Source organism: Xylophilus sp. Leaf220, assembly GCF_001421705.1.
In the GTDB taxonomy this organism is placed as follows: domain Bacteria; phylum Pseudomonadota; class Gammaproteobacteria; order Burkholderiales; family Burkholderiaceae_C; genus Xylophilus.
This window is the reverse complement of the sequence record NZ_LMKO01000002.1, coordinates 1-22,401: the sequence shown is the minus strand read 5'-3', so window position 1 is coordinate 22,401 and position 22,401 is coordinate 1. Positions and strand designations below refer to the sequence as shown.

The following is a 22,401-nucleotide window of genomic DNA, read 5'->3' as shown; positions in this document are numbered from 1 at the left end:
TCGATGCACTTCTCCACCACCGAACCCGCCTTCCGCTTCCGCCAGGGCACCCGTCCGCTGCTGATCTCGATGCCCCACGTCGGCACCCACGTGCCGCCTGCGCTGGCCGCGCGCTTCACCGACGAGGCGCGCCACGTGCCCGACACCGACTGGCACCTGGAGCGGCTCTACGACTTCGCCGACGCGATCGGTGCGTCGGTGCTCGTCGCCACCCATTCGCGCTACGTGATCGACCTCAACCGCGCACCCGACGGCGCCAGCCTGTACCCCGGCCAGAGCGTCACCGGCCTGTGCCCGGTCGACACCTTCGACGACACGCCGCTCTACCTGCCCGGCGCCGCGCCCGACGACGCCGAGATCGCCCAGCGCCGCGAGGCGATCTGGCAGCCCTACCACGCCCAGCTCACGCAGGAGCTGGCCCGGCTGAAGGCGCGGCACGGCGCCGCGGCGCTGTGGGACGCGCATTCGATCCGCTCGGTGCTGCCCCGCTTCTTCGCGGGCACGCTGCCCGACCTGAACCTGGGCAACGGCCAGGGCATCAGCTGCGACGCGGCCATCGCCGACCGGCTGCTCGGCATCGCCACCGATGCGCCCGGCTACACCGCGGTGCTCAACGGCCGCTTCACCGGCGGCTACATCACCCGCCACCACGGCAACCCCGCGCAGAAGGTGCAGGCGGTGCAGCTGGAGATGACCCAGAGCAGCTACATGCAGGAGGCCTTGCCCTTCGGCTACCTGCCCGAGAAGGCCGCGCGGGTGCAGCCCACGGTGCGCCGCATGGTCGAGTCGCTGCTGGCCTACGTCGAATCGCCCGCGGTACAGGGCGCATGACCGGCGCCGCAGGCTTCCTGCAGGCGCTGGCCGAGGCGGCCGGCGCCGATGCGGTGCTGGCGGGCGACGCGGTACCGGCCCCCTACCGCACCGACTGGAGCGGCCACGCACCCGTCGTGCCGCGTGCCCTGGTGCGGCCCCGCAGCACCGAGGCGGTGGCCGCGGTGATGCGCCTGTGCCATGCGGAGCGCGTCCCGGTGGTGCCGCAGGGCGGCCGCACCGGGCTGGCGGGCGGCGCGGTACCGGACGCGGCCGGCATCGTGCTGTCGCTGGAGCGGATGGCGGCCGTCGAATCCATCGACGCCGCGGCCGGCACCGCCACCGTGCAGGCCGGCGCCACGCTGCAGGCGCTGCAGGAGGCGGCGGCCGCGCAGGGCCTGCAGTTCGGGGTGGACCTGGGCGCGCGCGGCTCCTGCCAGATCGGCGGCAACCTGGCGACCAACGCGGGCGGCAACGGCGTGCTGCAGTTCGGGATGATGCGCGAGCAGACCCTGGGCCTGGAGGTGGTGCTGGCCGACGGCACCGTGCTGCCGATGCTGCGGCCCATGCTCAAGAACAACACCGGCTACGACCTGAAGCAGTTCTTCATCGGCGCGGAGGGCACGCTGGGCGTGATCACCCGCGCGCTGCTGCGGCTGCACCCGGCGCCGCCGGCCCGCGTCACCGCGCTGGTGGCGCTGCCGCACTTCGACGCGGCCCTCGGCCTGCTCGGCCGGCTGCAGGCCCGCTGCCCCGGCGGCGTGGCGGCCTTCGAGCTGATGTGGCGCGATTTCATCGACACCTCGATCGCCTGGCAGGACCTGCGCCCGCCCTTCGACCTGCCGCCGCCGCTGGCGGCCCTGGTGGAGCTGTCCGGCCCCGAGGCCGATGCGCTGCAGGCCGGCCTGCAGGAGGTGGTGGGCGAGGCGCTGGAAGCCGGCACCGCCCTCGATGCGGTGCTGGCCCAGTCGCAGGCCCAGGCGCGCACCCTGTGGCGGCTGCGCGAGGCACCGGCCGAGTTCCCGGTGCGGATGCACCCGCCGGTCAACTTCGACGTGAGCCTGCCGATGGCGCGCATCGGCCATTTCGCCGACGCCTGCCGCGCCGCGCTCGACGCGCGCTGGCCGGGGCAGCACAGCATCTTCTTCGGCCATGTGGGCGACAGCAACCTGCACGTCACCGTCGACGCCGCCACCGCCGGCCATGACGAGGCCGCGATCGAGGCGCTGGTCTACGGCCTGGTCGCGGAGTTCCGGGGCAGCATCTCGGCCGAGCACGGCATCGGCCTGCACAAGAAGCCCTGGCTGGGCGCCAGCCGCACGCCGGCCGAGATGGCCGCGATGCGGGCCATCAAGCGGGCGCTGGATCCGCTGGGCATCCTCAACCCCGGCAAGGTGTTCGACCGGTAGCCGCCGTGCGCGCGCCGCCCCCGTTCTTTTCCTCCCTCTGCACTCTCTCCCGACCCGCCCCATGCCTTCGCACGCCATCCTCGCCCTGGCCCGCCCCGAAGTGGCGCCGCTGCCCGTCTACAACGCCGGCCTGTCGTCCGACGCGGTCCGCGCGCGCTACGGCGTGACCGACGTCGCCCGCCTGGCCAGCAACGAGAACCCCTACGGCGCCAGCCCCGCGGTGGGCCGCGCGCTGGCGGGCTTGGCCGGGCAGGTGGCCTGGTATCCGGATGCGGCCTGCACCGCGCTGCGCGCCGCCATCGCGGCCGGCAGCGGTGCCGAGCCGGGCCAGATCGTGGTGGGCAACGGCTCGGAGGACATCCTGCAGATGCTCTGCCAGGCATTCCTCTCGCCCGGCGACCGGGTGCTGACGCTGCAGCCGTCCTTCGGCCTGCACGAGATCTATCCGCGGATGATGGGCGCCACCGTCGAGATGCTGCCGGCGACGCAAGACCTGGCGTTCGACGTGGACGCCTGGTGCGCGGCGGTCGCCCGCGGCCCGAAGCTGGTGCTGCTGCCCAATCCGTCGAACCCTGTCGGCTGCATGCTGGACGCGGCCGGCTTCGCCCGCCTGGTGGCCGCGGTGCCGGCGGGCACGCTGCTGGTGGTGGACGAGGCGTATGTGGAGTACGCGCGCCTGGCGCCCGGATTTCCCGACGCATTGGCGGTGCTGCGCGCCCAGGCCCGGCCCTGGATCGTGCTGCGCACCTTCTCCAAGGCCTGGGGCCTGGCGGGCCTGCGGGTGGGCTACGGCATCGCGTCCGACGCGGCGCTGGTGCAGATGCTCGACCGGGTGCGCACGCCCTTCAACGTGAACGCCGCCGCACAGGCCGCCGCGCTGGCCGCCTGGGGCGATGCAACCCACATGGAGCAGGCGGTGGCCCGCACCGTGGCCGAGCGCCGGGTGCTGGAGCGGCAGCTCCACGGCCTGGGCGTTCCCGGGCTGCGCTGGGCGGCGTCGGCCACCAACTTCCTGTTCCTCGACCTGGGCCGGCCGTCCGGCCCGGTGGCCGACGCGCTGCTGGCCCGCGGCATCATCGTCAAGCCCTGGAAGGAGACGGGCTGGACCCACTGCCTGCGGGTGACGGTGGGCCTGCCCGCCGACAACACACGCTTCGTGCTGGCGCTGGGCGAGATCCTGCGCTCCGTGCCGCACGCGGCGGCCTGAGCCTTCCGCCGGCCCTGCGTCAAGCTATCGCGGCGATCGAGACGCGCCGCTGGCGGCGCACCGAAGCCTGTGCGAACCTTGCGGCCCGCGCCCCCAGAGGGCGTTCCGCCGCAAGGCCCACCCACCCCCGGAGCCCCCGATGACGTTGCCCACCTTCGCCGATTTCGAACAGGCCGCCCTGCGCCAGGGCTTCGACGAGGTGGCCGAGCGCGTGTGGCAGCCCGGCACCGTGGTCGAGGACCACGGCCACCCGTTCGCGGTGCAGGCCCTGGTGGTGCGGGGCGAGATGTGGCTCACCCAGCACGGCGCCACCCGCCACCTGCAGCCCGGCGACCGCTTCGCCCTCGACCGCGACGAGCCGCATGCCGAGCGCTACGGCAGCGCCGGCGCCACCTACTGGGCCGCCCGCCGCCACGCGGTGGGGTGACCTGGCCACCCCGCCCGGCGGCGGCCACCGCCCTGTGCAGCGGGGGCGCCGCCGGGGGCTAGAAGCTTTCCCAGTCGGCGTTGTCCTTGTCGGACGCCGCCGTCGCGGTCGCCGCCGGTGCCCTGGCCGGCAGTGCGGGGGGCGCCGGCGTGCGGGCGGCCGGTGTTCCCGGTGCCTTGGCTACCGCCGGCAGCCTGGTCGCAGGGCGACGTGCCGACAGCGCAGGCGCCGCCACCGGCGCCCGCACCGCCTGGGGCCGGACGGGTGCCGCCTGCAGCGGATCGCCGCCGAGCTTGAAGACGCCGACCACATCGGCCAGCCGCAGCGCCTGCACCCGCAGGCTGTCGGCGGCGGCGGCGCTTTGCTCGACGAGCGCCGCGTTCTGCTGCGTCACCTGGTCCAGCTGGCCCACCGCGTCACCCACCTGGCCGATGCCCAGCGACTGCTCCGACGTGGCATTGGAGATTTCGCCGATCAGCTGGCCCACGCGCCGCACCTGGGACACGATGGCCTCCATCGACGCGCCTGCCTCGTGTACCTGGCGCGATCCGGCCTCGACCTTCTCCACGCTGTCGCCGATCAGGCTCTTGATCTCCTTGGCGGCATTGGCACTGCGCTGCGCCAGGCTGCGCACTTCGCTGGCGACGACGGCGAAGCCGCGGCCCTGCTCGCCGGCGCGCGCCGCTTCCACCGCGGCGTTCAGCGCCAGGATGTTGGTCTGGAAGGCGATGCCGTCGATCGTGCCGATGATGTCGGCGATCTTTTTCGACGAGACGGCGATGTCCTGCATCGTCCGCACCACCTGGCCCACCGCCGCGCCGCCCTGGGCCGCGGCCGCGGAGGCTTCGGCCGCCAGCCGGTTGGCATGGCCGGCGGTGTCGGCGTTGGCCTTGACGGTGCTGGTCAGTTCCTCCATCGAGGCAGCGGTTTCCTCCAGGTTGCTGGCCTGCTCCTCGGTGCGCTGGCTCAGGTCGGCGTTGCCGGCGGCGATCTGCGACGAGCCGGTGGCGATGCTGTCGCTGCTCTGGCGCACCTGGCCCACCACGGCGGCCAGCCGGTCGCGCATCGTGGCCATCGCGGCCAGGATGCTGTGCGTGTCGCCCGAACGGGTCGAAATGGCCACGGCCAGGTCGCCGCCGGCGATCGCGCTGGTCACCCGCACCACTTCCTGCGGCTCGCCGCCCAACTGGCGGATCAGGCTGCGGGTGATCAGCACGGCCAGGCCGATGCTCAGGACCGCGGCCAGCAGCGCCAGGACCGAAACGGTCACCGTGGCGGAGGCGCCATCGGCCTTGGCGGCGTCGCCCTCGCGCGCCATGATGCCGGCCTGGAAGGCGATCATCCCGTCGACCTGGTCGAAGAATTCCTTCTGCGCCGGCCGCACGCTGGAGGCGAGGTAGGTTCCCGCGTCCTCGACATTGCCTGCGCCGATCCGCTGCACCACCTGGTTGCGCTCCTGCCCGTAGCGGGTACGGGCGGCCGCCATGGCCTTGAATCGCCGCGTGCCCTCTTCGGTGTTGATGCTTTTGCCCAGCAGGTCCATCAGCTCGTTGTTCCTGGCCGATGCCGCCTCTACGACCGCCAGTTCGCGCTGCACCACGGCGGAATCCCGCGCGCCGAGCAAGGCGTCGCGCAAGGCCAGCGCCTGTGTCTCGACGTTCTTCTCGATCTGGGTGGACCGGATGACCTTGACGTAGCGGTCGTCCAGGATCTGCGTCACCCGCCCGTTGATCGTCTGGATGCGCATCAGCGCCAGGACCGCGATGGTGACAAGCATGAACAAAAGGAAGCCGAAGCCGAGGGCCAGTCGGGTGGCGACCTTCAAGGAGCGTCGAGGAGCGGGGGCGGCAGCGTTCATCTGTAAGTGTTAGAAAAAGTTAGCAAGCTTACAGATTTCTTGCATCGACCGGGGAGTTTGCATGGTCGATTTTGCAAATCGCTCCACCAAGGCGGGCCTACCGTCCACTGCCTCGAACCCGCCTGGCGGTGCGGTGTGCTTAGGCGCCCATGCGCAGCACCCGTGCCGCCTCTTCGGCCCGGGCGTCGTCCACCTCGCGCAGCACGCCCTGCAGGTCCACCGGGCCGTCGGGCCGGTCGAAGCGGCCGGTGAGCGGGGTCTGCGGCGTGAGGGTGCCGCGCTGGTAAAGCGACCAGATCTCCTCGCCGTAACGGGTGGCGAGTAGTTCGGGCGCGAACTGGCCGAAGAACTGGCGCAGGTTGTCCACGTCGCGCAGCAGCATCCGGCCGGCGTGGTTGTTGCCGGCCGCGTCGACCGCCTGGGGCAGGTCGATCACCACCGGACCGTCGGCCGCCAGCAGGATGTTGAACTCCGACAGGTCGCCGTGCACCACGCCGGCCGCCAGCATCCGCACCACCTCGACCAGCAGGCTGGCATGGTGGCGCCGGGCGTCCTCGGGCGAGAACACGACGTCGTTGAGCCGGGGCGCGGCGTCGCCGTGCGCATCGGTCACCAGCTCCATCAGCAGCACGCCCTCGTGGAAGTTGTAGGGTGTCGGCACCCGCACGCCGGCTGCGGCCAGGCGGTAGAGCGCATCGACCTCGGCGCTTTGCCAGGCGGCCTCGGCGGCCTGGCGGCCGAAGCGGGTGCCCTTGGCCATGGCGCGGGCCTGGCGGCTGTTCTTGACGCGGCGGTTCTCGGTGTAGTCCACCGCCTGGCGGAAGCTGCGCTGCGTCGCGTCCTTGTAGATCTTGGCGCAGCGGGTGTCGTCGCCGCAGCGCACCACGTAGACCATCGCTTCCTTGCCGCTCATGAGCTGGCGCACGACGGTATCGATCAGGCCTTCGTCGACCAGGGCCTGCAGGCGGGGAGGTGCTTTCATGGTCCATTGTGCGCGAGGGGCGCGGCGCGGCGGTCCGGGCGGGCGGATGCCCCCCGGCGGCTCCTCAGTCGAGGAAGCGGCCGGCCGTGCCCGGCGGCGGCAGCATGCAGGCGTCGGCGCGGCCGAAGACCCGGTAGCGGTTGCGCGCCAGCAGCCGGTAGGCCGCGTCGCGCAGCGGCGCCGGCACCAGCCAGGCGGCCCAAGCCAGGCGCCACGCCCCGCCCAGGGCATGCAGCAGCCGCAGGATCGCGCCGGTGTGCTGCCAGCGGCGGCCGGCGTCGTCCACCACCAGCAGCGTCTCCAGGTTCTCGGTGGGCAGGCCGGCGTCGCGCAGCAGGGCGCTGCCGGTGGCGCCCTGCATCGACGCATAGCGGATGCGGCCGTGCCGGTCGTGCCGCAGCAGGAACTGCACCCAGCGGTTGCAGAGCAGGCACTGTCCGTCGAACACGACGATCACGGCAGCGCCTCGGCCGTCGCCAGGTCCAGCCAGCCGTGGTAGCGCGCCACCATGCCCAGCAGCGGCACCGCCGCCCGCACGTCGAAATGCAGCCGTGCGCCGTCGGCCCCGGCGGCGTCGGTGCCCCGCTCTTCGGCCACCACCTGCGGCCGCAGCCAGCCCGGGCACGGAATGCCGAAGAAATGCAGCGACTGCAGGTGCATGGCGAGGCCGCCGCCCGTTTCCCGCAGCCGGAACACCAGCCGCGCCGGGCCCAGCCGTTCCACCACGCGGCCGTCGGCCTGCAGCCGCAGGCGCGAGCGCATCGTGCGGCCGGGGAAGTGGCGCGTCCAGTGCTCCTCCTGCGGACCGGCCTGCAGCACGAACGCCACCGGCCCGGTGCGCGCCTGCAGCGGCGTGCCCAGCAGCCCGCCCAGCAGGCGTGCCGGCAGGCCGGCCGGCGGAGCGGTCGTCGCATGGCCCCGCAGGCCGATGCGGCCCTGCAGCCCATGGAAACGCTGCAGGGCGGGATGGAGCCGCGCGAAGGCGTCGGCACCCAGGGCGGCCCGGTACATCGATGCGCTGGCGGCCCGGTGGGCGGTACCGTCGTCGGCACCTGCCGGCGCGCCGTCGTCCGCGTGCGGCAACCGGGTCGCGGCGGCCGGGTGTGCCGGCGCCACGGGGCCGGCGGCGAGAGAGGTCATGCGGCAAGCTCCTTGAAGGTGATGGCCAGGCCGTGCGCCTCGGCCGCGAAATCGTCGATGTCCAGCAGGCCGACGCACGGCTGCGCACCCGCCGGCAGGCTGCCCGCCACCCGCAGGCGGCGCAGCAGCGCGGCGGCGGCCAGCGTGGGCACGTACGGCCCGTCGCCGCCCAGGGCCTGCAGTTCCCAGCGGCGCAGCACCGGGTGGCCGCCGTCGGCCAGCCCTTCCACCTCGACATGCATCGCGCCCGCATCGCTGCCCAGGTGCCGGAACAGGTCGGAGGCCGTCTTCAGCCATCCGGCATGCGCCGACCAGTCGCGCACCCAGCCGCGCCGGGCCACCGCGGCCATCAGGTTCATGCCCCGGTGCAGCAGCCGCAGTTCCAGCCCCGCGCCGAAGCGGACGGCCGGCGTGCCGGGGTAGCGCGCCGGCAGCAGCGCCAGGTCGGGCACGTCGCAGGGCGACAGCAGCCGGGTGCCGACCGGCGCGGCATAGCGGTGCCGCCACCGGCCGCTCCAGCCGTGGCCGTGCGCGCCGCCGGGCCCGATCGGCCGGCCGCAGTAGCCCAGGATGCCGCGCACGGTGGACAGCCCCCGCTCGGTGCGGTTGCCCGGGCTGATGCCGATGTCGATGCGCCGCACCGTGGCCAGGCCCCGTGCCAGCCGGTCCACCGCCGCGCCCGAGAGCGCCGGCACCGAGCTGGCACCGGAGACCACCGCCACGCCGGCCCGCCGTGCCGGTCCGTCCAGCGCACCGATGCCCGCCACGAAGTCGCGCCCGTCGGCCAGGTCGATGTAGTGCACGCCAGCGGCGATGCAGGCGCGGGCCACCCGCCAGTCCTGCCCCTGGAACGGGCCGGCGGTGTGCACCAGCGCGTCGATGCGCAGCGCGAGCAGGGCGTCCACGAGGCCGGGCCGGTCCAGGTCGAGCGCCACCGCCTCCAGCGCGGCCGATGCGGTGCCGCGCAGCCCCGCGGCCAGCGCCCCGGCCGACGCCAGCGACCGCCCCGCCACCAGCACGGTGCAGCCCTCCCACCCCGCCAGCCGCCGCACCAGCCGCCGGCCGAAAAAGCCGTAGCCGCCGAGGACGAGGATGCGCAGGGGTGCCATGCGGAGAGTGTAGGCACTGGCCGGCGCCGGATCGGCCGACGCGTCTTTGCTATCGAATATGTAGCTGGAGGCCGGCGAACCACGCCGGCCCCGGCCACTTTTCATCCAGAAAACCGCGGGTCTAGCCCACCGGCAGCATCTGCCCGGCCAGCGCCGCCGCGGCGGTGCGCGTCTCCACGCCCAGCTTCTCGAAGATGTGCTCCAGGTGCTTGTTCACCGTGCGCGGGCTCATGCCCAGGATGTCGGCGATGTCGCGGTTGGTCTTGCCCTTGGCGAGCCACGAGAGCACTTCGGATTCGCGCGGGGTCAGGGGCACGTCGGGCTGGCGCGGGGCGGCGGCGGTGCCGGCGGCGGCGAGGTGCAGCAGCAGCATCGATTCGGAAAACCCGCTCTGGCCCATGTGGCGGGCGACCAAGCGGCGGCCGTCGGGCAGCGGGGCGGAAGCCTCGCCGCCGGCGGGCACCGACTGCAGCCAGGCGGCGCCGTCCTCGGCGTGCTGCGCGGCGGCGAAGGCGCCGTCGAGCCAGCGGGTGGCCTGGGGCGAGCGCCAGGCGACGCGGCCCTGGCCGTCGAGCACCACCGCGCCCATGCCGACCACGTCGACCGCCTCGCGCGCCAGCCGGGTGGCCTGGGCGTTGCGCACATGGGTGGCCAGGCGGGCCAGCACCTCGGGGATGCGCAGCGGCTTGACGACGTAGTCCACCCCGCCGCTGTCGAAGCCCTGCAGGATCTGCTCGGTCTCCGACAGGCCGGTCATGAAGAGGATGGGCACGTGCGACCAGGGCGGCGTGGCCTTGAGCTGGCGGCACAGGGCGAAGCCGTCGATGCCGGGCATCACCGCGTCCAGCAGCACGCCGTCGGGCACCGCGATCTCGAAGCGCTGCAGCGCCTCCTGCGCGTCGCGCGCCACCAGCACCACGTAGCCCTCGGCGGCCAGCGCGTCGCAGAGCATGCGCAGGGTGTCGAGGGCGTCGTCCACCACCAGCACCACCCGCTGGGGCGTGGCGGCGGGGACCGGCGCGGTCACCGCGCCCACCGGCCGCGGGGCAACGGCGGGTACGGGCGGCGGCGCGGGGTCAGGCGGGGGGCACATGGTCGGGTTCTCTCAGTTCGTCGGCCAGGGCCTGGAAGTCGAATCGGTCGCAGTGCACCTGCAGGCGCTGCAGCATCGCGGCGTGCACGGGGTGGGCCTTGCGCGCCTCCCGCAGCCGCTCGCGCAGCACCGCGGCGTTGCCCTGGCGGGCCAGCCGCTGCAGGTCTTCGCGCAGGTCGTCGGGCAGGGGCGGGGGGCTGGCGGCGGCGTCCCCCGCGCCTTCGGCCGGCGGCGCGACCTTCGGCGTGCCGGCCGGCGCCAGGGGTGCATTGTCGTGCACCCACTCCAGCTGCAGCGCGCGCTCCAGCGCGGCCAGCAGTTCCGATTCGATCACCGGCTTGCCGACGAAGCCCTGCAGGTCGAGCGCGGTGAGCCGCTCGGGCCGGTAGTCGAACAGGTTGGCCGAGACGAAGACGATCGGCAGCTCCGACGCGGGCCGCAGCGCGCGCAGCAGGGCGGCGGTCTGCCAGCCGTCCAGGTCGTCCATGCTCAGGTCGAGCAGCACCATGTCGGGCGGGGCGTGCTCGACGATCTCCAGGCATTCGCGGCCGCTGGCGGCCTCGCGCACGGTGAAGCCCAGCGGCACCAGCAGGGCGGCCAGCAGCTGGCGCTGCAGCGGCTGGTCGTCGACCACCAGCAGGGTGCGGCGCGGGGCCAGGTAGCCGATGGCCGGGCGCAGGGTCGCGGCGCGGCGCAGTGGCCGGGCCGCCTCGGCGGCGATGCCGGGCAGGTACAGCCGCACGGTGAAGGTGCTGCCGGCGCCGGGCACGCTGCGCACGGTCAGCTGGCCGCCCATCAGTTCGGTCAGCAGGTGGGTGATGGTCAGGCCCAGGCCGGTGCCGGTCTCGCTGGCGCGGCGGCCGGCGCTGCCGCGCTCGAACGGCAGGAAGATGCGCTCCTGGTCGAGCGGTGCGATGCCGATGCCGGTGTCGACCACCTCGATCCGCGCGACGTGGTGGCTGAAGTCGAGCCGCAGCGTCACCGTGCCCTGGTCGGTGAAGCGCACCGCGTTGGCCAGCAGGTTGATCAGGATCTGCCGCAGCCGCTTGGCGTCGACCCGTATCCACTCGGGCGCGTTGCCCTCGGTCTGCACCGCGAAGCGCAGGCCCTTGGCCTCGGCCTGGGGCCGCATCATGCGCTCGACGTCGTCGAGCAGCTCGGCCAGCGGTATCGGCGCCGGGTCGAGCCGCAGGCGCCCGGCCTCGATGCGGGCCAGCTCCAGCGATCCGTCGATCAGCGCGTGCATGTGCTGGCCGCTGTGCTGCATCGTGGCCAGCGTCTCGCGCAGCCAGCCGTCGACCTGCGGGTTCTTCAGCAATATCTGCGCATAGCCCAGGATGCTGTTGAGCGGCGAGCGCAGCTCGTGCGTCATGCCGGCCACGTAGCGGGTCTTGGCCTGGTTGGCCGCATCGGCGATGTCCTTGGCGGCCTGCAGTTCGGCATCGGTGCGCTTGTGGGCCTCGATCTCCTGCAGCAGCAGCTGGGTCTGGCGCTCGGACTCGTCCTGCGCCATGCGGCGGCTGTCGGTGGAGAGCACCACCCACCAGGCGCAGACGGCGGCCAGCAGGGCGAGCAGCGCGAACACCTTCAGGAACGGCATCCGCAGGAACTGCGCGGGCGTGTCCAGCCCCTCCTGCACGTACACCACGCCCACCATGAAGGCCATCACCGCGCCCAGCGACACCAGCACCACCAGGTACTGCCCCAGCCGGAAGTTGAACTTGAGCGCCCAGGTGCGCGGCAGCAGCCAGGCCACCACCGCCCGCAGCTGGTCGGACGCGCGCGAGCCGGTCTTGCAGCGGTCGTGGCAGCGCGATTCCAATGAGCAGCACAGCGAGCAGATCGGCGCCGCATAGGCCGGGCAGCGGGCCATGTCCTCCGACTCGAACTGGTTCTGGCACACCGCGCAGCGCACGATCTCGCCGGGCTTCCAGCCGGTGTCGGGCGATCGCGCCAGGTAGTAGCGGCCCTTGGTGGCCCAGGCCAGCAGCGGCGAGAGCGCCATCGACAGCGCCAGCGCGATGAAGGGCGAGAACGCCGCCGCCGTCACCCCCAGCAGGCCGGCGTGCGCGGCGCTGGCCACCACCGCGGCCATCAGCATCGCGCCCAGGCCCACCGGGTTGAAGTCGTAGAGGTGCGCCCGGCGGAACTCGATGCCCTTGGGCGAGAGGCCCAGCGGCTTGTTGATCACCAGGTCGGCCACCAGCGCGCCCACCCAGGCGATGGCCACGCTGCTGTAGATGGCCAGCACCTTCTCCAGCGCCTCGAACACGCCGAGGGCCATCAGCAGCGTGGCGATGCCCACGTTGAACACCAGCCACACCACCCGCCCCGGGTGGCTGCGGGTGACCCGCGCGAAGAAGTTGGACCAGGCCAGCGAGCCGGCATAGGCGTTGGTCAGGTTGATCTTGACCTGCGACACCACCACGAAGACCACGGTGAGCGCCACCGCCAGGCCGGGCAGCCCCAGGCCCTGCGTCACCTGCTGGAAGCCCGCCAGGAACATCTGCGTCGGCTCGGCCGCGCGGTGCACGCCCACCTCGAACTGCAGCGCGGCGAAGGCGAGGAACGCGCCGGCCGCCATCTTCAGCATGCCCATCACGATCCAGCCGGGCCCCGCGACCAGCACAGCGGCCCACCAGCGGCCCCGGTTGGCGCGGGTGCGCTCGGGCAAAAAGCGCAGGATGTCGACCTGCTCGCCGATCTGCACCACCAGCGAGAAGATCACCGCCGCCGCCGCGCCGAACATCAGCGGATCGAAGCCGTTGCTGCCGCTCTTGATGCCCGAGAGCCCCGCGAAATCGCGGTAGAGCTGCGGCTGCGACAGCGCGATCCAGACGAAGGGCAGCAGCAGCAGGAACAGCCACAGCGGCTGCGTCCAGGCCTGCAGCCGCGAGATGAGGGTGATGCCCCGCATCGCCAGCGGCAGCACCACCAGCGACGAGGCGACGTAGCACCACTCGATCGGCCAGCTCACCACCATCTGCAGGGCCAGCGCCATGATCGCCGCCTCCAGCGCGAAGAAGATGAAGGTGAAGACCGCGTAGATCAGCGAGGTGATGGTCGAGCCCAGGTAGCCGAAGCCGGCGCCGCGGGTCAGCAGGTCCATGTCGAGGCCGTAGCGGGCCGCGTAGTAGGTGATGGGCAGGCCGGTGAGGAAGATGACCAGCCCCACCGCCAGGATCGCCCACATCGCGTTGGCGAAGCCGTAGTTGAGCGCGATCGCCCCGCCGATCGCCTCCAGCACCAGGAAGGAGAGCGAGCCGAAGGCGGTGTTGGCCACGCGGAACTCGCTCCAGCGCCGGAAGCTCTTCGGCGTGTAGCGCAGGGCGTAGTCCTCCATCGTCTCGTCGGCCACCCAGGCGTTGTATTCGCGCCGGAACTTGAAGATGGTCTGCGGGGCGGGCTGCAGCAGCGGGCGGGGGGCGGTGGGCATGGGCGCTTTCAAGCAAGAAGCGGGCTTGTGCCCGGCTGCACGGCAGGGCAGCAACGGGGCACCGGTGCGGCATTCTGCAAGCAAAAAGGGCCTGCAGCCGGCGCGGATCGCCGGTCATCAGCTATCGAAACCATAGCAGCGACCTGCGCGCACCCGGGCAGGTTACCGGCGGCTACGCATGCGTACGTCGTTTGACGTATGGGCCGCACGCAGGGTCTTCCCTAATCTTCGGACCAGCGCGGCACCTCTGCCGACATTTCCCACCGCCTGCTGCAAGGAGCGCCTTTCATCATGAAGCACCAACCCGACGCCAACGCCCCCACCTCCCTAACCGCGGACGCTGGCCGCCGCCGGTTGCTGCAGGCGTTCGGCGCCGCATCGGTCGCGGGCCTGCCGGCCTGGGGCCACGCGCAGCCGACGGCGCAGGTCAACACCACCAAGCTGGCGGTTACCGACACCGAAGTCACCGTGGGCCAGCTGCACTCGGCCACCGGCACGATGGCGATCTCGGAGACCGGATCGATCCAAGCCGAGCAGCTGGCGATCGACGAGATCAACGCCATGGGCGGCATCCTGGGCCGCAAGATCAAGGTCATCAAGGAAGACGGCGCCTCCGACTGGCCGACCTTCGCCGAGAAGGCCAAGAAGCTGCTGATCAGCGACCACTGCGCCGCGGTGTTCGGCTGCTGGACCAGCGCTTCGCGCAAGGCGGTGCTGCCGGTGTTCGAGAAGGAGAACGGGCTGCTGTACTACCCCACCTTCTACGAAGGCCTGGAGCAGTCGAAGAACGTGATCTACACCGGCCAGGAAGCCACCCAGCAGATCCTCTACAGCCTCGACTGGGCCAAGAAGGAGAAGAACGCCAAGACCTTCTTCCTGATCGGCTCCGACTACATCTGGCCGCGCACCTCGATGAAGATCGCGCGCAAGCACATCGAGAACATGCAGAAGGGCAAGGTCGTCGGCGAGGAGTACTACCCGCTGGGCAGCACCAACTTCGGCTCGCTGATGAACAAGATCAAGGTGCAGAAGCCCGACTGCATTTACGTCGCGGTGGTCGGCGGCTCCAACGTGGCCTTCTACAAGGCGCTCAAGGCAGCAGGCATCACCGGCGACAAGCAGCTGCTGGTGACCCTGGCGGTGACCGAGGACGAGATGACCGGCGTGGGCGGCGAGAACTTCAAGGGCTTCTACTCGTCGATGAAGTACTTCCAGACCCTGGAGAACGAGAACAACAAGAAGTTCGTCGCCGCCTTCAAGGCCAAGTACGGCGCCAACGCGGTGATCGGCGACGTGACCCAGGCCGGCTACCTCGGCCCCTGGCTGTGGAAGGCCGCGGTGGAGAAGGCCAAGAGCTTCGACGTCGACAAGGTGGTCGCCGCATCGCCGGGCATCGAGCTCAAGACCGCGCCCGAGGGCTACGTGAAGATCGACGCGAACCACCATTTGTGGAGCAAGTCGCGCATCGCGCAGGGCCAGGCGGATGCGAGCTTCAAGGTCGTCTCCGAATCGCCCGAATTGATCAAACCCGATCCGTTCCCGAAGGGTTACCAGTAAAGCTCGCCCCCAGGCTTGCCCACTGCGTGTGGCCGCCAACCCCCTACCGGGGGCGATGCCAGCGGCCCGGCAAAGCCGGTTCCGCGGCATCTCTGAGGAGGGCTTCGCTTCGCTTGCCGAGGCGCTGCCGGCCACCAGAAGCGCGACCGATCGCCCTCTCCCGCCTGCGGGAGAGGGAGGGGTGAGGGGGAGCCGGTTGCCCGTGCACGCGCCCTCACCCCAGCCCTCTCCCGCGTGCGGGAGAGGGGGCAAGACATGACAGCCAGAAGCGCCTGCGTCGCTTTCTCCGGAGCCTTTCCATGACCGTTTCCGAAATGATGAACATCGGCCTGATGCAGGGCTTCGCGGGGCTGAGCCTGTTCGCGGTGCTGCTGCTGATGGGCCTGGGGCTGGCGATCATCTTCGGCCAGATGGGCGTGATCAACATGGCGCATGGCGAGTTCATGACCATCGGCGCCTACACCATCTACCTGGGCTCCACCCTCACGGCCACCCATGCGCCGCAGTGGACGCCCTACTACTTCCCGGTCGCGATCGTCGCGGCCTTCTTCATCGCCTTCGCGGCCGGCTGGCTGGTGGAGTGGGGCCTGATCCGGCACCTGTACAAGCGACCGCTCGACACGCTGCTGGCCACCTGGGGCATCAGCCTGGCGATGCAGCAGTCGTTCCGCTCCTTCATCGGCCCGAAGGAGGTCAGCCCCACGCTGCCCGACTGGCTGCTGGGCTCCTGGGCGCCGGCCGAGGGGCTCGACATCCCGATCAACGGCATGTTCGTGCTGGCGCTCACCGCCGTCGTCACCGCCGGTGTGCTGATCGCGCTGCACAAGAGCCGCTGGGGCCTGCGGGTGCGCGCCACCGTCAGCAACCGGGTGATGGCCAACTCGATCGGCATCGACACCAAGAAGACCGACCGCCTGACCTTCGCCATCGGCTGCGGCATCGCGGGCATCGCCGGCGCCGCGTTCACCACCATCGGCTCCACCGGGCCGACCTCCGGCTCGCTCTACATCGTCGACGCGTTCCTGGTCGTCACCTTCGGCGGCGCCGCCAGCCTGCTGGGCACGGTGGTCTCGGCCTTCGGCATCGCCCAGACCCAGTCGATCACCGAGTTCTTCCTGGCCGGCTCGATGGCCAAGGTGATCACGCTCTCGATGATCGTGCTGATCCTGATGATCCGCCCGCAAGGCCTGTTCGCCTCGAAAGTACGCCGCTGATCGCGCCTGGACAAGCCGGAGAAATCTTATGAACCTCGTCAAATCCTGGATCCTGCGCTACCAGCTCGCCAGCATGCTGATCCTCGTCGCGCTGCTCGCGGTGGTCCTGCCGCTGTCGCTCGACATCTTCCGGCTCAACCTGGTGGGCAAGTACCTGAGCTACGCCTTCGTCGCCATCGGCCTGGTGATGGTGTGGGGCTACGGCGGCGTGCTGAGCCTGGGGCAGGGCGTGTTCTTCGGCCTGGGCGGCTACGCGATGGCCATGTTCCTGAAGCTGGAAGCCTCCGACCCCGAGACCACCAAGATCCAGTCGACCCCGGGCATCCCCGACTTCATGGACTGGAACCAGATCACCGAATTGCCCAATTTCTGGGTGCCGTTCAAGAGCCTGCCGTTCTCGCTGGCCGCGGTGATCGTGGTGCCCACGCTGCTGGCCTGGATCGTGAGCTACGCGATGTTCAAGCGCCGCGTGGGCGGCGTGTACTTCGCCATCATCACCCAGGCGGTGGCGCTGATCGTCACCGTGCTGATCATCGGCCAGCAGGGCTACACCGGCGGCGTCAACGGCATGACCGACCTGAAGACCATCCTGGGCTGGGACACCCGCACCGACAGCGCCAAGTACATCCTCTACTACGTCTGCGTGGGCCTGCTGGTCGGGGCGATGCTGCTCTGCCGCTGGATACAGACCAGCAAGTTCGGCACCCTGCTGCTGGCGATGCGCGACAAGGAAGACCGGGTGCGCTTCTCAGGCTACGACGTCTCCAACTTCAAGGTCTTCACCTTCTGCCTGGCGGCCGCGCTCTCGGGCATCGGTGGTGCGCTGTTCACCCTGCAGGTGGGCTTCATGTCGCCGAGCTTCGTCGGTATTGTGCCTTCGATCGAGATGGTGATCTACGCCGCCGTCGGGGGCCGCATGAGCCTGGTCGGCGCGGTCTACGGCACGCTGCTGGTCAACGCGGGCAAGACGTATTTCTCGGAGAGTTTCCCCGACCTGTGGCTGTTCCTGATGGCGGGCCTGTTCATCGGCGTGACGATGGCCTTCCCGATGGGACTGGCCGGCGTGTGGGAAGAGCATGTGGTGCCCCGCTGGAAGAACCGCCGCGGCGGTGCTTCACGCAAGGCAGCGATGGCGGCCACCACCGCCCGCGAACCCGATGCGCCCGCCAAGCCGCCCGCCCCCATCGCGCCGGCCCCGACCCTGCCCGACGGCGTGCGCAGCCAGGGCGTCTGAGCCTAGGCCCGCCGCCGCACCGCACGCCCGCACGCAACCCCTTTCCGCCATCTGCAGGACCGCCCCATGAGCAACACCGACTTCGCCCTCGCCGTGGAAGACCTGACGGTCTCGTTCGACGGCTTCAAGGCCATCGACGCGCTGACGCTCTACATCGACAAGAACGAGCTGCGCGTGATCATCGGCCCCAACGGCGCCGGCAAGACCACGCTGCTCGACCTGATCTGCGGCAAGACCAAGGCCAGCGCCGGCAGCATCAAGTTCAAGAACACCGAGCTGACCCGCATGGCCGAGCACAAGCGGGTGCGCCTGGGCATCGGCCGCAAGTTCCAGACGCCCTCGATCTACGAGAACCTGAGCGTGTTCCAGAACCTGGAGGTGTCGTACCCCGCGGGCCGCAGCGTCTTCGGCGCGCTGGCCTTCAAGTGCACCGACGAGGTGAAGAGCCGGGTGCGTCTGGTCGCCGAAGACATCGGCCTGCACGACAAGTTGGACACCGAGGCCGGCCTGCTCTCCCACGGCCAGAAGCAGTGGCTGGAGATCGGCATGCTGCTGATGCAGGAGCCCGAGCTGCTGATGCTGGACGAACCCATCGCCGGCATGAGCGCCCGCGAGCGCGAGCTGACCGGCGAGCTGCTGCAGCGCATCTGCAAGAACCGCGCGGTGATCGTGATCGAGCACGACATGGAGTTCGTCAAGCGCATCGCCCACAAGGTCACCGTGATGCACCAGGGAAAGATCCTGGCCGAAGGCCCGATGGACAAGGTGCAGGCCGACCCCAAGGTCATCGACGTGTATCTCGGCCACTGAATCGAAGAGAGCGACCACCATGCTGAAAGTCACAGACCTCCACGTCGCCTACGGCCAGAGCGAGGCGCTGCACGGCATCTCGTTCGAAGGCAACGCCAACGAAACCGTCGCCATCATGGGCCGCAACGGCATGGGCAAGACCACGCTGTTCAAGAGCCTGATGGGCGTGCTGCCCACCAAGAGCGGCCGCATCGAGGTGGCGGGCCAGGACGTCTCGAAGGACGAGAGCTTCCGCCGTGTCGCCAAGGGCATCGCCTACGTGCCGCAGGGCCGGATGATCTTCCCCACGCTGACGGTCGAGGAGAACATCCAGACCGGCCTGGAGAACGCCAAGCACAAGATCATTCCCGAAGAAATCTTCGCGCTGTTCCCGGTGCTGTGGGACATGCGCCGGCGCAAGGGCGGCAACCTCTCGGGCGGGCAGCAGCAGCAGCTGGCCATCGCCCGCGCCCTGGTCACCGACCCGAAGGTGCTGCTGCTCGACGAGCCCACCGAGGGCATCCAGCCCTCGATCATCAAGGACATCGCCAAGGCCTTGAACGAGATCCGCAAGATGCGCAAGCTGACCATCGTCGTCTCGGAGCAGGTGCTGAGCTTCGCGATGGACGTGGCCGACCGGCTGTTCGTCATCGAGGGCGGCCGCCTGGTGCACGAGACCACCCGCGCCAATACCGACCAGCAGCGCATCAAGTCGTATCTCTCGGTCTGACGGCCGCGCCCGTCGTACCCAACCGCACCCGTTTACTCACCCCCAAAGGAGCCCGCCGTGACCGACACCCTCATCAAGGTCGATTTGACGAAGTCGCCCACCGAGAACGAGAACATCCACAACCGCTGGCACCCGGACATTCCGATGGCCTGCTGGGTGAACCCTGGCGACGACTTCATCCTGGAAACCTTCGACTGGACCGGCGGATTCATCAAGAACAACGACAGCGCCGACGACGTGCGCGACATCGACCTGACCACGGTGCACTACCTCTCGGGCCCGGTGGGCGTGAAGGGCGCGGAGCCGGGCGACCTGCTGGTGGTCGATCTGCTCGACATCGGTGCCAAGCAGGACAGCCTGTGGGGCTTCAACGGCTTCTTCAGCAAGAAGAACGGCGGCGGCTTTCTGACCGAGCATTTCCCCGAAGCGCAGAAATCGATCTGGGACTTCAAGGGCATGTTCACCAGCTCGCGCCACATCCCGGGCGTCAACTTCGCCGGCCTGATCCATCCCGGTTTGATCGGCTGCCTGCCCGACAAGAAGATGCTGGACCTGTGGAACGAGCGCGAGCAGAAGCTCATCGACACCGACCCCACCGCCGGCCTGGCCAACCCGCCTTCGGCCGGCACCGCCCACATGGGCCGCTTGAAGGGCGAGGCCCGCGACAGGGCGGCCGCGGAAGGCGCCCGCACCGTGCCGCCGCGCGAGCACGGCGGCAACTGCGACATCAAGGATTTGTCGCGCGGATCGAAGGTGTTCTTCCCCGTGTATGTCGACGGCGCGGGCCTGTCGGTCGGCGACCTGCACTTCAGCCAGGGCGACGGCGAGATCACCTTCTGCGGCGCGATCGAAATGGCCGGCTGGGTGCACATGAAGGTGACGCTGATCAAGGGCGGCATGGCCAAGTACGGCATCAAGAACCCGATCTTCAAGCCCAGCGTGATCGCGCCCCAGTACAACGACTATCTGATCTTCGAAGGCATCTCGGTCGACGAGGCCGGCAAGCAGTACTACCTGGACGTGAACGTCGCCTACCGCCAGGCCTGCCTGAACGCCATCGAGTATTTGAAGAAGTTCGGCTACAGCGGCGCGCAGGCCTATTCCATCCTGGGCACCGCCCCGGTCCAGGGCCACATCAGCGGCGTGGTCGATGTGCCCAATTCGTGCGCCACGCTGTGGCTGCCCACCGGGATTTTCGACTTCGACATCAACCCGAACGCCGACGGCCCGACCAAGTTCATCGACGGCAGCATCCAGATGCCCCTATCGCACGACATCGTGTAGGCCCCGCACCACCATGCCCACCTACGACTACCAGTGCGCCGCCTGCGGCGGCTTCGACGCCATCCGCAGCCTGGCCCTGCGCAACGAGCCTGCCGCCTGCCCCGGCTGCAGCGCGGCGTCCCCCCGCGTGTTTGCCAGCGCCCCCAGGTTGGCCTGCATCAGCCCCGACCAGCGCCGCGCCTTCGACACCAACGAGCGGGCGCAGCACGCGCCGCGGTCGTCACGCAATACCGAGCAGGGGAGCTATGGGCGGATGCGGCATCCGGCGGGGTGCGGGTGCTGCAGCAGTACGGCAGGGAAGCGGGGGGCTACGGTGACGGGGGCGAATGGGGCGAAGGCGTTTCCTACGAAAAGGCCTTGGATGATTAGCCATTGAGGCGACAGCTTTCGGAGTTATGCAAACAGTTGTTGCAGGCTGGTTTATGGGTCGTGCGTCGCAGCCCTGCGCCGGCGGTTTTCTCTATGCGCATCGGACGCTTATGTGCGAGTTCAGCAGACGGCGAAGCCGTCCCGCTGCCGCGCAGGGTTAGCATTCCGTCGGCTGCGAACGTTCAAGCATTTCATCATTGGCTTCGATCCATTTTTCTAGTTTGTCAAATGCGTCTGGCCACTCGTGGTTGTACTCCGCATCAAAGACAGCCGCACATGCCTTTATAGAGCCCAAATGACTGGTGCCGTACATGGCATCCCAGCGATTCTCAAAGGTGGTGATGAACTCAGTTGAGTCGTTCGAGGAATAGCCCGCGAGCATGCCTTCGTAGTTCGGGTGGGCGGATTCGCACAGCGCCTCATACCATCCAAGAAGACCAGGGAATCGCTTGTCGGCCCTTTGAAGGACTGTCAGTATGTTGATGGACACGAGATTCGTGGTCTTATCGCGGGACCCCAGAAGCAACTGACTAGTGCGCTTTGAAAACTCGTGGAAGTTCAGCTCATTGGCAACCACCCGGCGAATGTCTTGATTCGAATAGATCAGCATGCCGAGAGTCTCAAAGGCAGACCTCACCAGAATGCGTGCGCCCAATACATGCTTTGCTTTATGCAGCTGGACTGACTGCTGCATAAGATCTACCAATCGCCAAGCTACCGCTTCGCGAAGAAGCAGCGCCCGCCATGGCGCCTTCCATTTGTGCGCCGAAGGGCTTCTCGCTATAAGTCTGCCAACATCAACCTCTTTGCACAGCGTGGTCTGCCATGCAATAAGTGCTTCTTCAATGTCCGGCATAGAGGCCTAACGTCCGCTCTAGCAAAAGGTTGAGCATTGCACTCCTAGATCTCTGCGTCATATACCTCATGCCCAAGAGCAAGCGTCCGCTTTGCGCAGAACTTGGTTACCCAGCCTTGAAAGAGCAGAAGCTCAATGTTTCCTCCCAGCAGCAGGCCGCTTGGCTCCATTGACGCGACGAGGTACTTTGAACTGTCGAGTGGGCCGAACCAGTCCGGAATGTTGAACATAGTTAGCACTTTTGCTTCAATCAAGATCACATCAAACCACGTTCCTTGTTTTTTCGGAGTGCATCTTCACCATATTTATTTAAACAATATTCTGCATCAACATGGGACAGCGATGTTCTAATTAATCCAATAGATGAATACATGGTTCTTTCCATATGTTCATCGAGGGGTGGCTTGGCTATCTCCTCCTCTAAAGCCGTTGGCAAACCCTTGCTTACGGCTTTTTCAAGAGCGTTAAGGTTTTTGTAGCCATACTCTTGAAGTTCGGATAGTAGCTCGGAGAATTCATCTGATGAGTGACTTTTCCTGTCTGGAAACTTTGATTTCCCATAGGCCATTAATATATCCAAATTCAAATTTGCTTTTAGGGATTGGGGATCTTTTTCAGTGATCTCCTTCTCTTTGGATTCAATATACATTAGCCGCGCACTTTTTAAATTCTCGAACTGATCGTCGGCGGTCTCAAATAGGCCTGACAATGCACTCAGTTTTCGCATTAGTGCTTTTGGGACATCTGATTCATTTTTGTATGCCAAATGATGAGCAACTAAAGAGTCCGCCCTGAACAATTCCGTTCTCAGCCGCAGGCCGATCGGTTCTCGACCGGAGCGGCGAGCAGCGCTGCAATAACCGCCTGCATCGACAGCCCGAAGCGGGCGCAATAAAG

General features: G+C 68.9%; 21 protein-coding genes. 11 read left to right on the top strand and 10 right to left on the bottom strand.

What is annotated here, in order from left to right; translation table 11 throughout:
• Positions 1-3 precede the first annotated feature (3 nt).
• From hutG to ASE76_RS04995, 4 genes are all read left to right on the top strand, one after another.
• A complete protein-coding gene (hutG, locus tag ASE76_RS05010; protein WP_055835759.1) occupies positions 4-831 on the top strand; it encodes an N-formylglutamate deformylase in 828 nt (275 codons plus the stop codon).
• A complete protein-coding gene (locus ASE76_RS05005; protein ID WP_055835755.1) occupies positions 828-2,219 on the top strand; it encodes an FAD-binding oxidoreductase in 1,392 nt (463 codons plus the stop codon). The genes hutG and ASE76_RS05005 overlap by 4 nt, the downstream gene beginning before the upstream one ends.
• 61 nt (positions 2,220-2,280) lie before the next feature.
• Positions 2,281-3,426 carry a histidinol-phosphate transaminase gene (locus tag ASE76_RS05000; RefSeq protein WP_055835752.1) on the top strand — a complete coding sequence of 382 codons (1,146 nt, stop codon included), beginning with the start codon at positions 2,281-2,283 and terminating at the stop codon, positions 3,424-3,426.
• A gap of 139 nt (positions 3,427-3,565) precedes the next feature.
• Positions 3,566-3,853: a cupin domain-containing protein gene (locus tag ASE76_RS04995; RefSeq protein ID WP_055835749.1), complete on the top strand. Its 288-nt coding sequence runs from the start codon at positions 3,566-3,568 to the stop codon at positions 3,851-3,853.
• A 58-nt stretch (positions 3,854-3,911) separates the two neighbouring features.
• Here ASE76_RS04995 and ASE76_RS21365 read toward each other — a convergent pair whose 3' ends face one another.
• The 7 genes from ASE76_RS21365 to ASE76_RS04960 form a co-directional block, all read right to left on the bottom strand.
• Entirely contained in the window at positions 3,912-5,711 is a 1,800-nt protein-coding gene (locus tag ASE76_RS21365; RefSeq protein WP_082448011.1) for a methyl-accepting chemotaxis protein, read from the bottom strand.
• A gap of 139 nt (positions 5,712-5,850) precedes the next feature.
• Complete coding sequence (locus ASE76_RS04985; RefSeq protein ID WP_055835744.1) at positions 5,851-6,693, bottom strand: PA4780 family RIO1-like protein kinase; 843 nt, start codon at positions 6,691-6,693, stop codon at positions 5,851-5,853.
• Between the two features lie 64 nt (positions 6,694-6,757).
• Positions 6,758-7,150, bottom strand: a complete 393-nt coding sequence (locus ASE76_RS04980; protein WP_055835741.1) for a thiol-disulfide oxidoreductase DCC family protein — start codon at positions 7,148-7,150, stop codon at positions 6,758-6,760.
• Entirely contained in the window at positions 7,147-7,704 is a 558-nt protein-coding gene (locus ASE76_RS04975; protein ID WP_055836176.1) for a DUF4166 domain-containing protein, read from the bottom strand. The genes ASE76_RS04980 and ASE76_RS04975 overlap by 4 nt, the downstream gene beginning before the upstream one ends.
• Before the next feature lie 125 nt (positions 7,705-7,829).
• Entirely contained in the window at positions 7,830-8,942 is a 1,113-nt protein-coding gene (locus tag ASE76_RS04970) for a saccharopine dehydrogenase NADP-binding domain-containing protein (RefSeq protein WP_055835739.1), read from the bottom strand.
• Positions 8,943-9,063: 121 nt separating this feature from the next.
• Positions 9,064-10,035, bottom strand: a complete 972-nt coding sequence (locus ASE76_RS04965; protein ID WP_082448010.1) for a response regulator — start codon at positions 10,033-10,035, stop codon at positions 9,064-9,066.
• Positions 10,019-13,471, bottom strand: a complete 3,453-nt coding sequence (locus ASE76_RS04960) for an ATP-binding protein (protein ID WP_055835733.1) — start codon at positions 13,469-13,471, stop codon at positions 10,019-10,021. Before ASE76_RS04960 ends, ASE76_RS04965 begins: the two co-directional genes overlap by 17 nt.
• A gap of 291 nt (positions 13,472-13,762) precedes the next feature.
• Here ASE76_RS04960 and urtA point away from each other — a divergent pair, with 291 nt between their 5' ends.
• From urtA to ASE76_RS19880, 7 genes are all read left to right on the top strand, one after another.
• The gene (gene urtA, locus ASE76_RS04955) at positions 13,763-15,028 is read left to right on the top strand and encodes an urea ABC transporter substrate-binding protein (RefSeq protein WP_055835730.1); all 1,266 of its coding nucleotides are present in this window, start codon (positions 13,763-13,765) and stop codon (positions 15,026-15,028) included.
• Between the two features lie 299 nt (positions 15,029-15,327).
• Positions 15,328-16,242 (top strand): urea ABC transporter permease subunit UrtB, encoded by a 915-nt coding sequence (gene urtB, locus ASE76_RS04950; protein WP_055835727.1) that lies wholly within the window; start codon positions 15,328-15,330, stop codon positions 16,240-16,242.
• A 28-nt stretch (positions 16,243-16,270) separates the two neighbouring features.
• Entirely contained in the window at positions 16,271-17,476 is a 1,206-nt protein-coding gene (urtC, locus tag ASE76_RS04945; protein WP_055835724.1) for an urea ABC transporter permease subunit UrtC, read from the top strand.
• Positions 17,477-17,542: 66 nt separating this feature from the next.
• A complete protein-coding gene (urtD, locus tag ASE76_RS04940; RefSeq protein WP_055835722.1) occupies positions 17,543-18,286 on the top strand; it encodes an urea ABC transporter ATP-binding protein UrtD in 744 nt (247 codons plus the stop codon).
• Between the two features lie 19 nt (positions 18,287-18,305).
• The gene (gene urtE, locus ASE76_RS04935) at positions 18,306-18,995 is read left to right on the top strand and encodes an urea ABC transporter ATP-binding subunit UrtE (RefSeq protein ID WP_055835717.1); all 690 of its coding nucleotides are present in this window, start codon (positions 18,306-18,308) and stop codon (positions 18,993-18,995) included.
• 57 nt (positions 18,996-19,052) lie between these two features.
• Positions 19,053-20,279: a formamidase gene (gene fmdA, locus ASE76_RS04930; RefSeq protein WP_055835713.1), complete on the top strand. Its 1,227-nt coding sequence runs from the start codon at positions 19,053-19,055 to the stop codon at positions 20,277-20,279.
• A 13-nt stretch (positions 20,280-20,292) separates the two neighbouring features.
• Entirely contained in the window at positions 20,293-20,655 is a 363-nt protein-coding gene (locus ASE76_RS19880; protein WP_082448009.1) for a zinc ribbon domain-containing protein, read from the top strand.
• A gap of 150 nt (positions 20,656-20,805) precedes the next feature.
• Here ASE76_RS19880 and ASE76_RS04920 read toward each other — a convergent pair whose 3' ends face one another.
• From ASE76_RS04920 to ASE76_RS20810, 3 genes are all read right to left on the bottom strand, one after another.
• Positions 20,806-21,504 carry a hypothetical protein gene (locus ASE76_RS04920; protein WP_055835707.1) on the bottom strand — a complete coding sequence of 233 codons (699 nt, stop codon included), beginning with the start codon at positions 21,502-21,504 and terminating at the stop codon, positions 20,806-20,808.
• A gap of 44 nt (positions 21,505-21,548) precedes the next feature.
• Positions 21,549-21,764, bottom strand: a complete 216-nt coding sequence (locus ASE76_RS20410; protein ID WP_156362525.1) for a hypothetical protein — start codon at positions 21,762-21,764, stop codon at positions 21,549-21,551.
• A partial coding sequence (locus ASE76_RS20810; protein WP_201781836.1) for a hypothetical protein occupies positions 21,761-22,401 on the bottom strand: 641 nt, incomplete at its 5' end. The genes ASE76_RS20810 and ASE76_RS20410, both read right to left, overlap by 4 nt.

Coding starts and splice junctions, on each gene's coding strand:
- hutG (WP_055835759.1), top strand. CDS start 4: ATGCACTTCTCCACCACCGAACCCGCCTTCCGCTTCCGCCAGGGCACC.
- ASE76_RS05005 (WP_055835755.1), top strand. CDS start 828: ATGACCGGCGCCGCAGGCTTCCTGCAGGCGCTGGCCGAGGCGGCCGGC.
- ASE76_RS05000 (WP_055835752.1), top strand. CDS start 2,281: ATGCCTTCGCACGCCATCCTCGCCCTGGCCCGCCCCGAAGTGGCGCCG.
- ASE76_RS04995 (WP_055835749.1), top strand. CDS start 3,566: ATGACGTTGCCCACCTTCGCCGATTTCGAACAGGCCGCCCTGCGCCAG.
- ASE76_RS21365 (WP_082448011.1), bottom strand. CDS start 5,711: ATGAACGCTGCCGCCCCCGCTCCTCGACGCTCCTTGAAGGTCGCCACC.
- ASE76_RS04985 (WP_055835744.1), bottom strand. CDS start 6,693: ATGAAAGCACCTCCCCGCCTGCAGGCCCTGGTCGACGAAGGCCTGATC.
- ASE76_RS04975 (WP_055836176.1), bottom strand. CDS start 7,704: ATGTACCGGGCCGCCCTGGGTGCCGACGCCTTCGCGCGGCTCCATCCC.
- ASE76_RS04970 (WP_055835739.1), bottom strand. CDS start 8,942: ATGGCACCCCTGCGCATCCTCGTCCTCGGCGGCTACGGCTTTTTCGGC.
- ASE76_RS04965 (WP_082448010.1), bottom strand. CDS start 10,035: ATGTGCCCCCCGCCTGACCCCGCGCCGCCGCCCGTACCCGCCGTTGCC.
- ASE76_RS04960 (WP_055835733.1), bottom strand. CDS start 13,471: ATGCCCACCGCCCCCCGCCCGCTGCTGCAGCCCGCCCCGCAGACCATC.
- urtA (WP_055835730.1), top strand. CDS start 13,763: ATGAAGCACCAACCCGACGCCAACGCCCCCACCTCCCTAACCGCGGAC.
- urtB (WP_055835727.1), top strand. CDS start 15,328: ATGACCGTTTCCGAAATGATGAACATCGGCCTGATGCAGGGCTTCGCG.
- urtC (WP_055835724.1), top strand. CDS start 16,271: ATGAACCTCGTCAAATCCTGGATCCTGCGCTACCAGCTCGCCAGCATG.
- urtD (WP_055835722.1), top strand. CDS start 17,543: ATGAGCAACACCGACTTCGCCCTCGCCGTGGAAGACCTGACGGTCTCG.
- urtE (WP_055835717.1), top strand. CDS start 18,306: ATGCTGAAAGTCACAGACCTCCACGTCGCCTACGGCCAGAGCGAGGCG.
- ASE76_RS19880 (WP_082448009.1), top strand. CDS start 20,293: ATGCCCACCTACGACTACCAGTGCGCCGCCTGCGGCGGCTTCGACGCC.
- ASE76_RS04920 (WP_055835707.1), bottom strand. CDS start 21,504: ATGCCGGACATTGAAGAAGCACTTATTGCATGGCAGACCACGCTGTGC.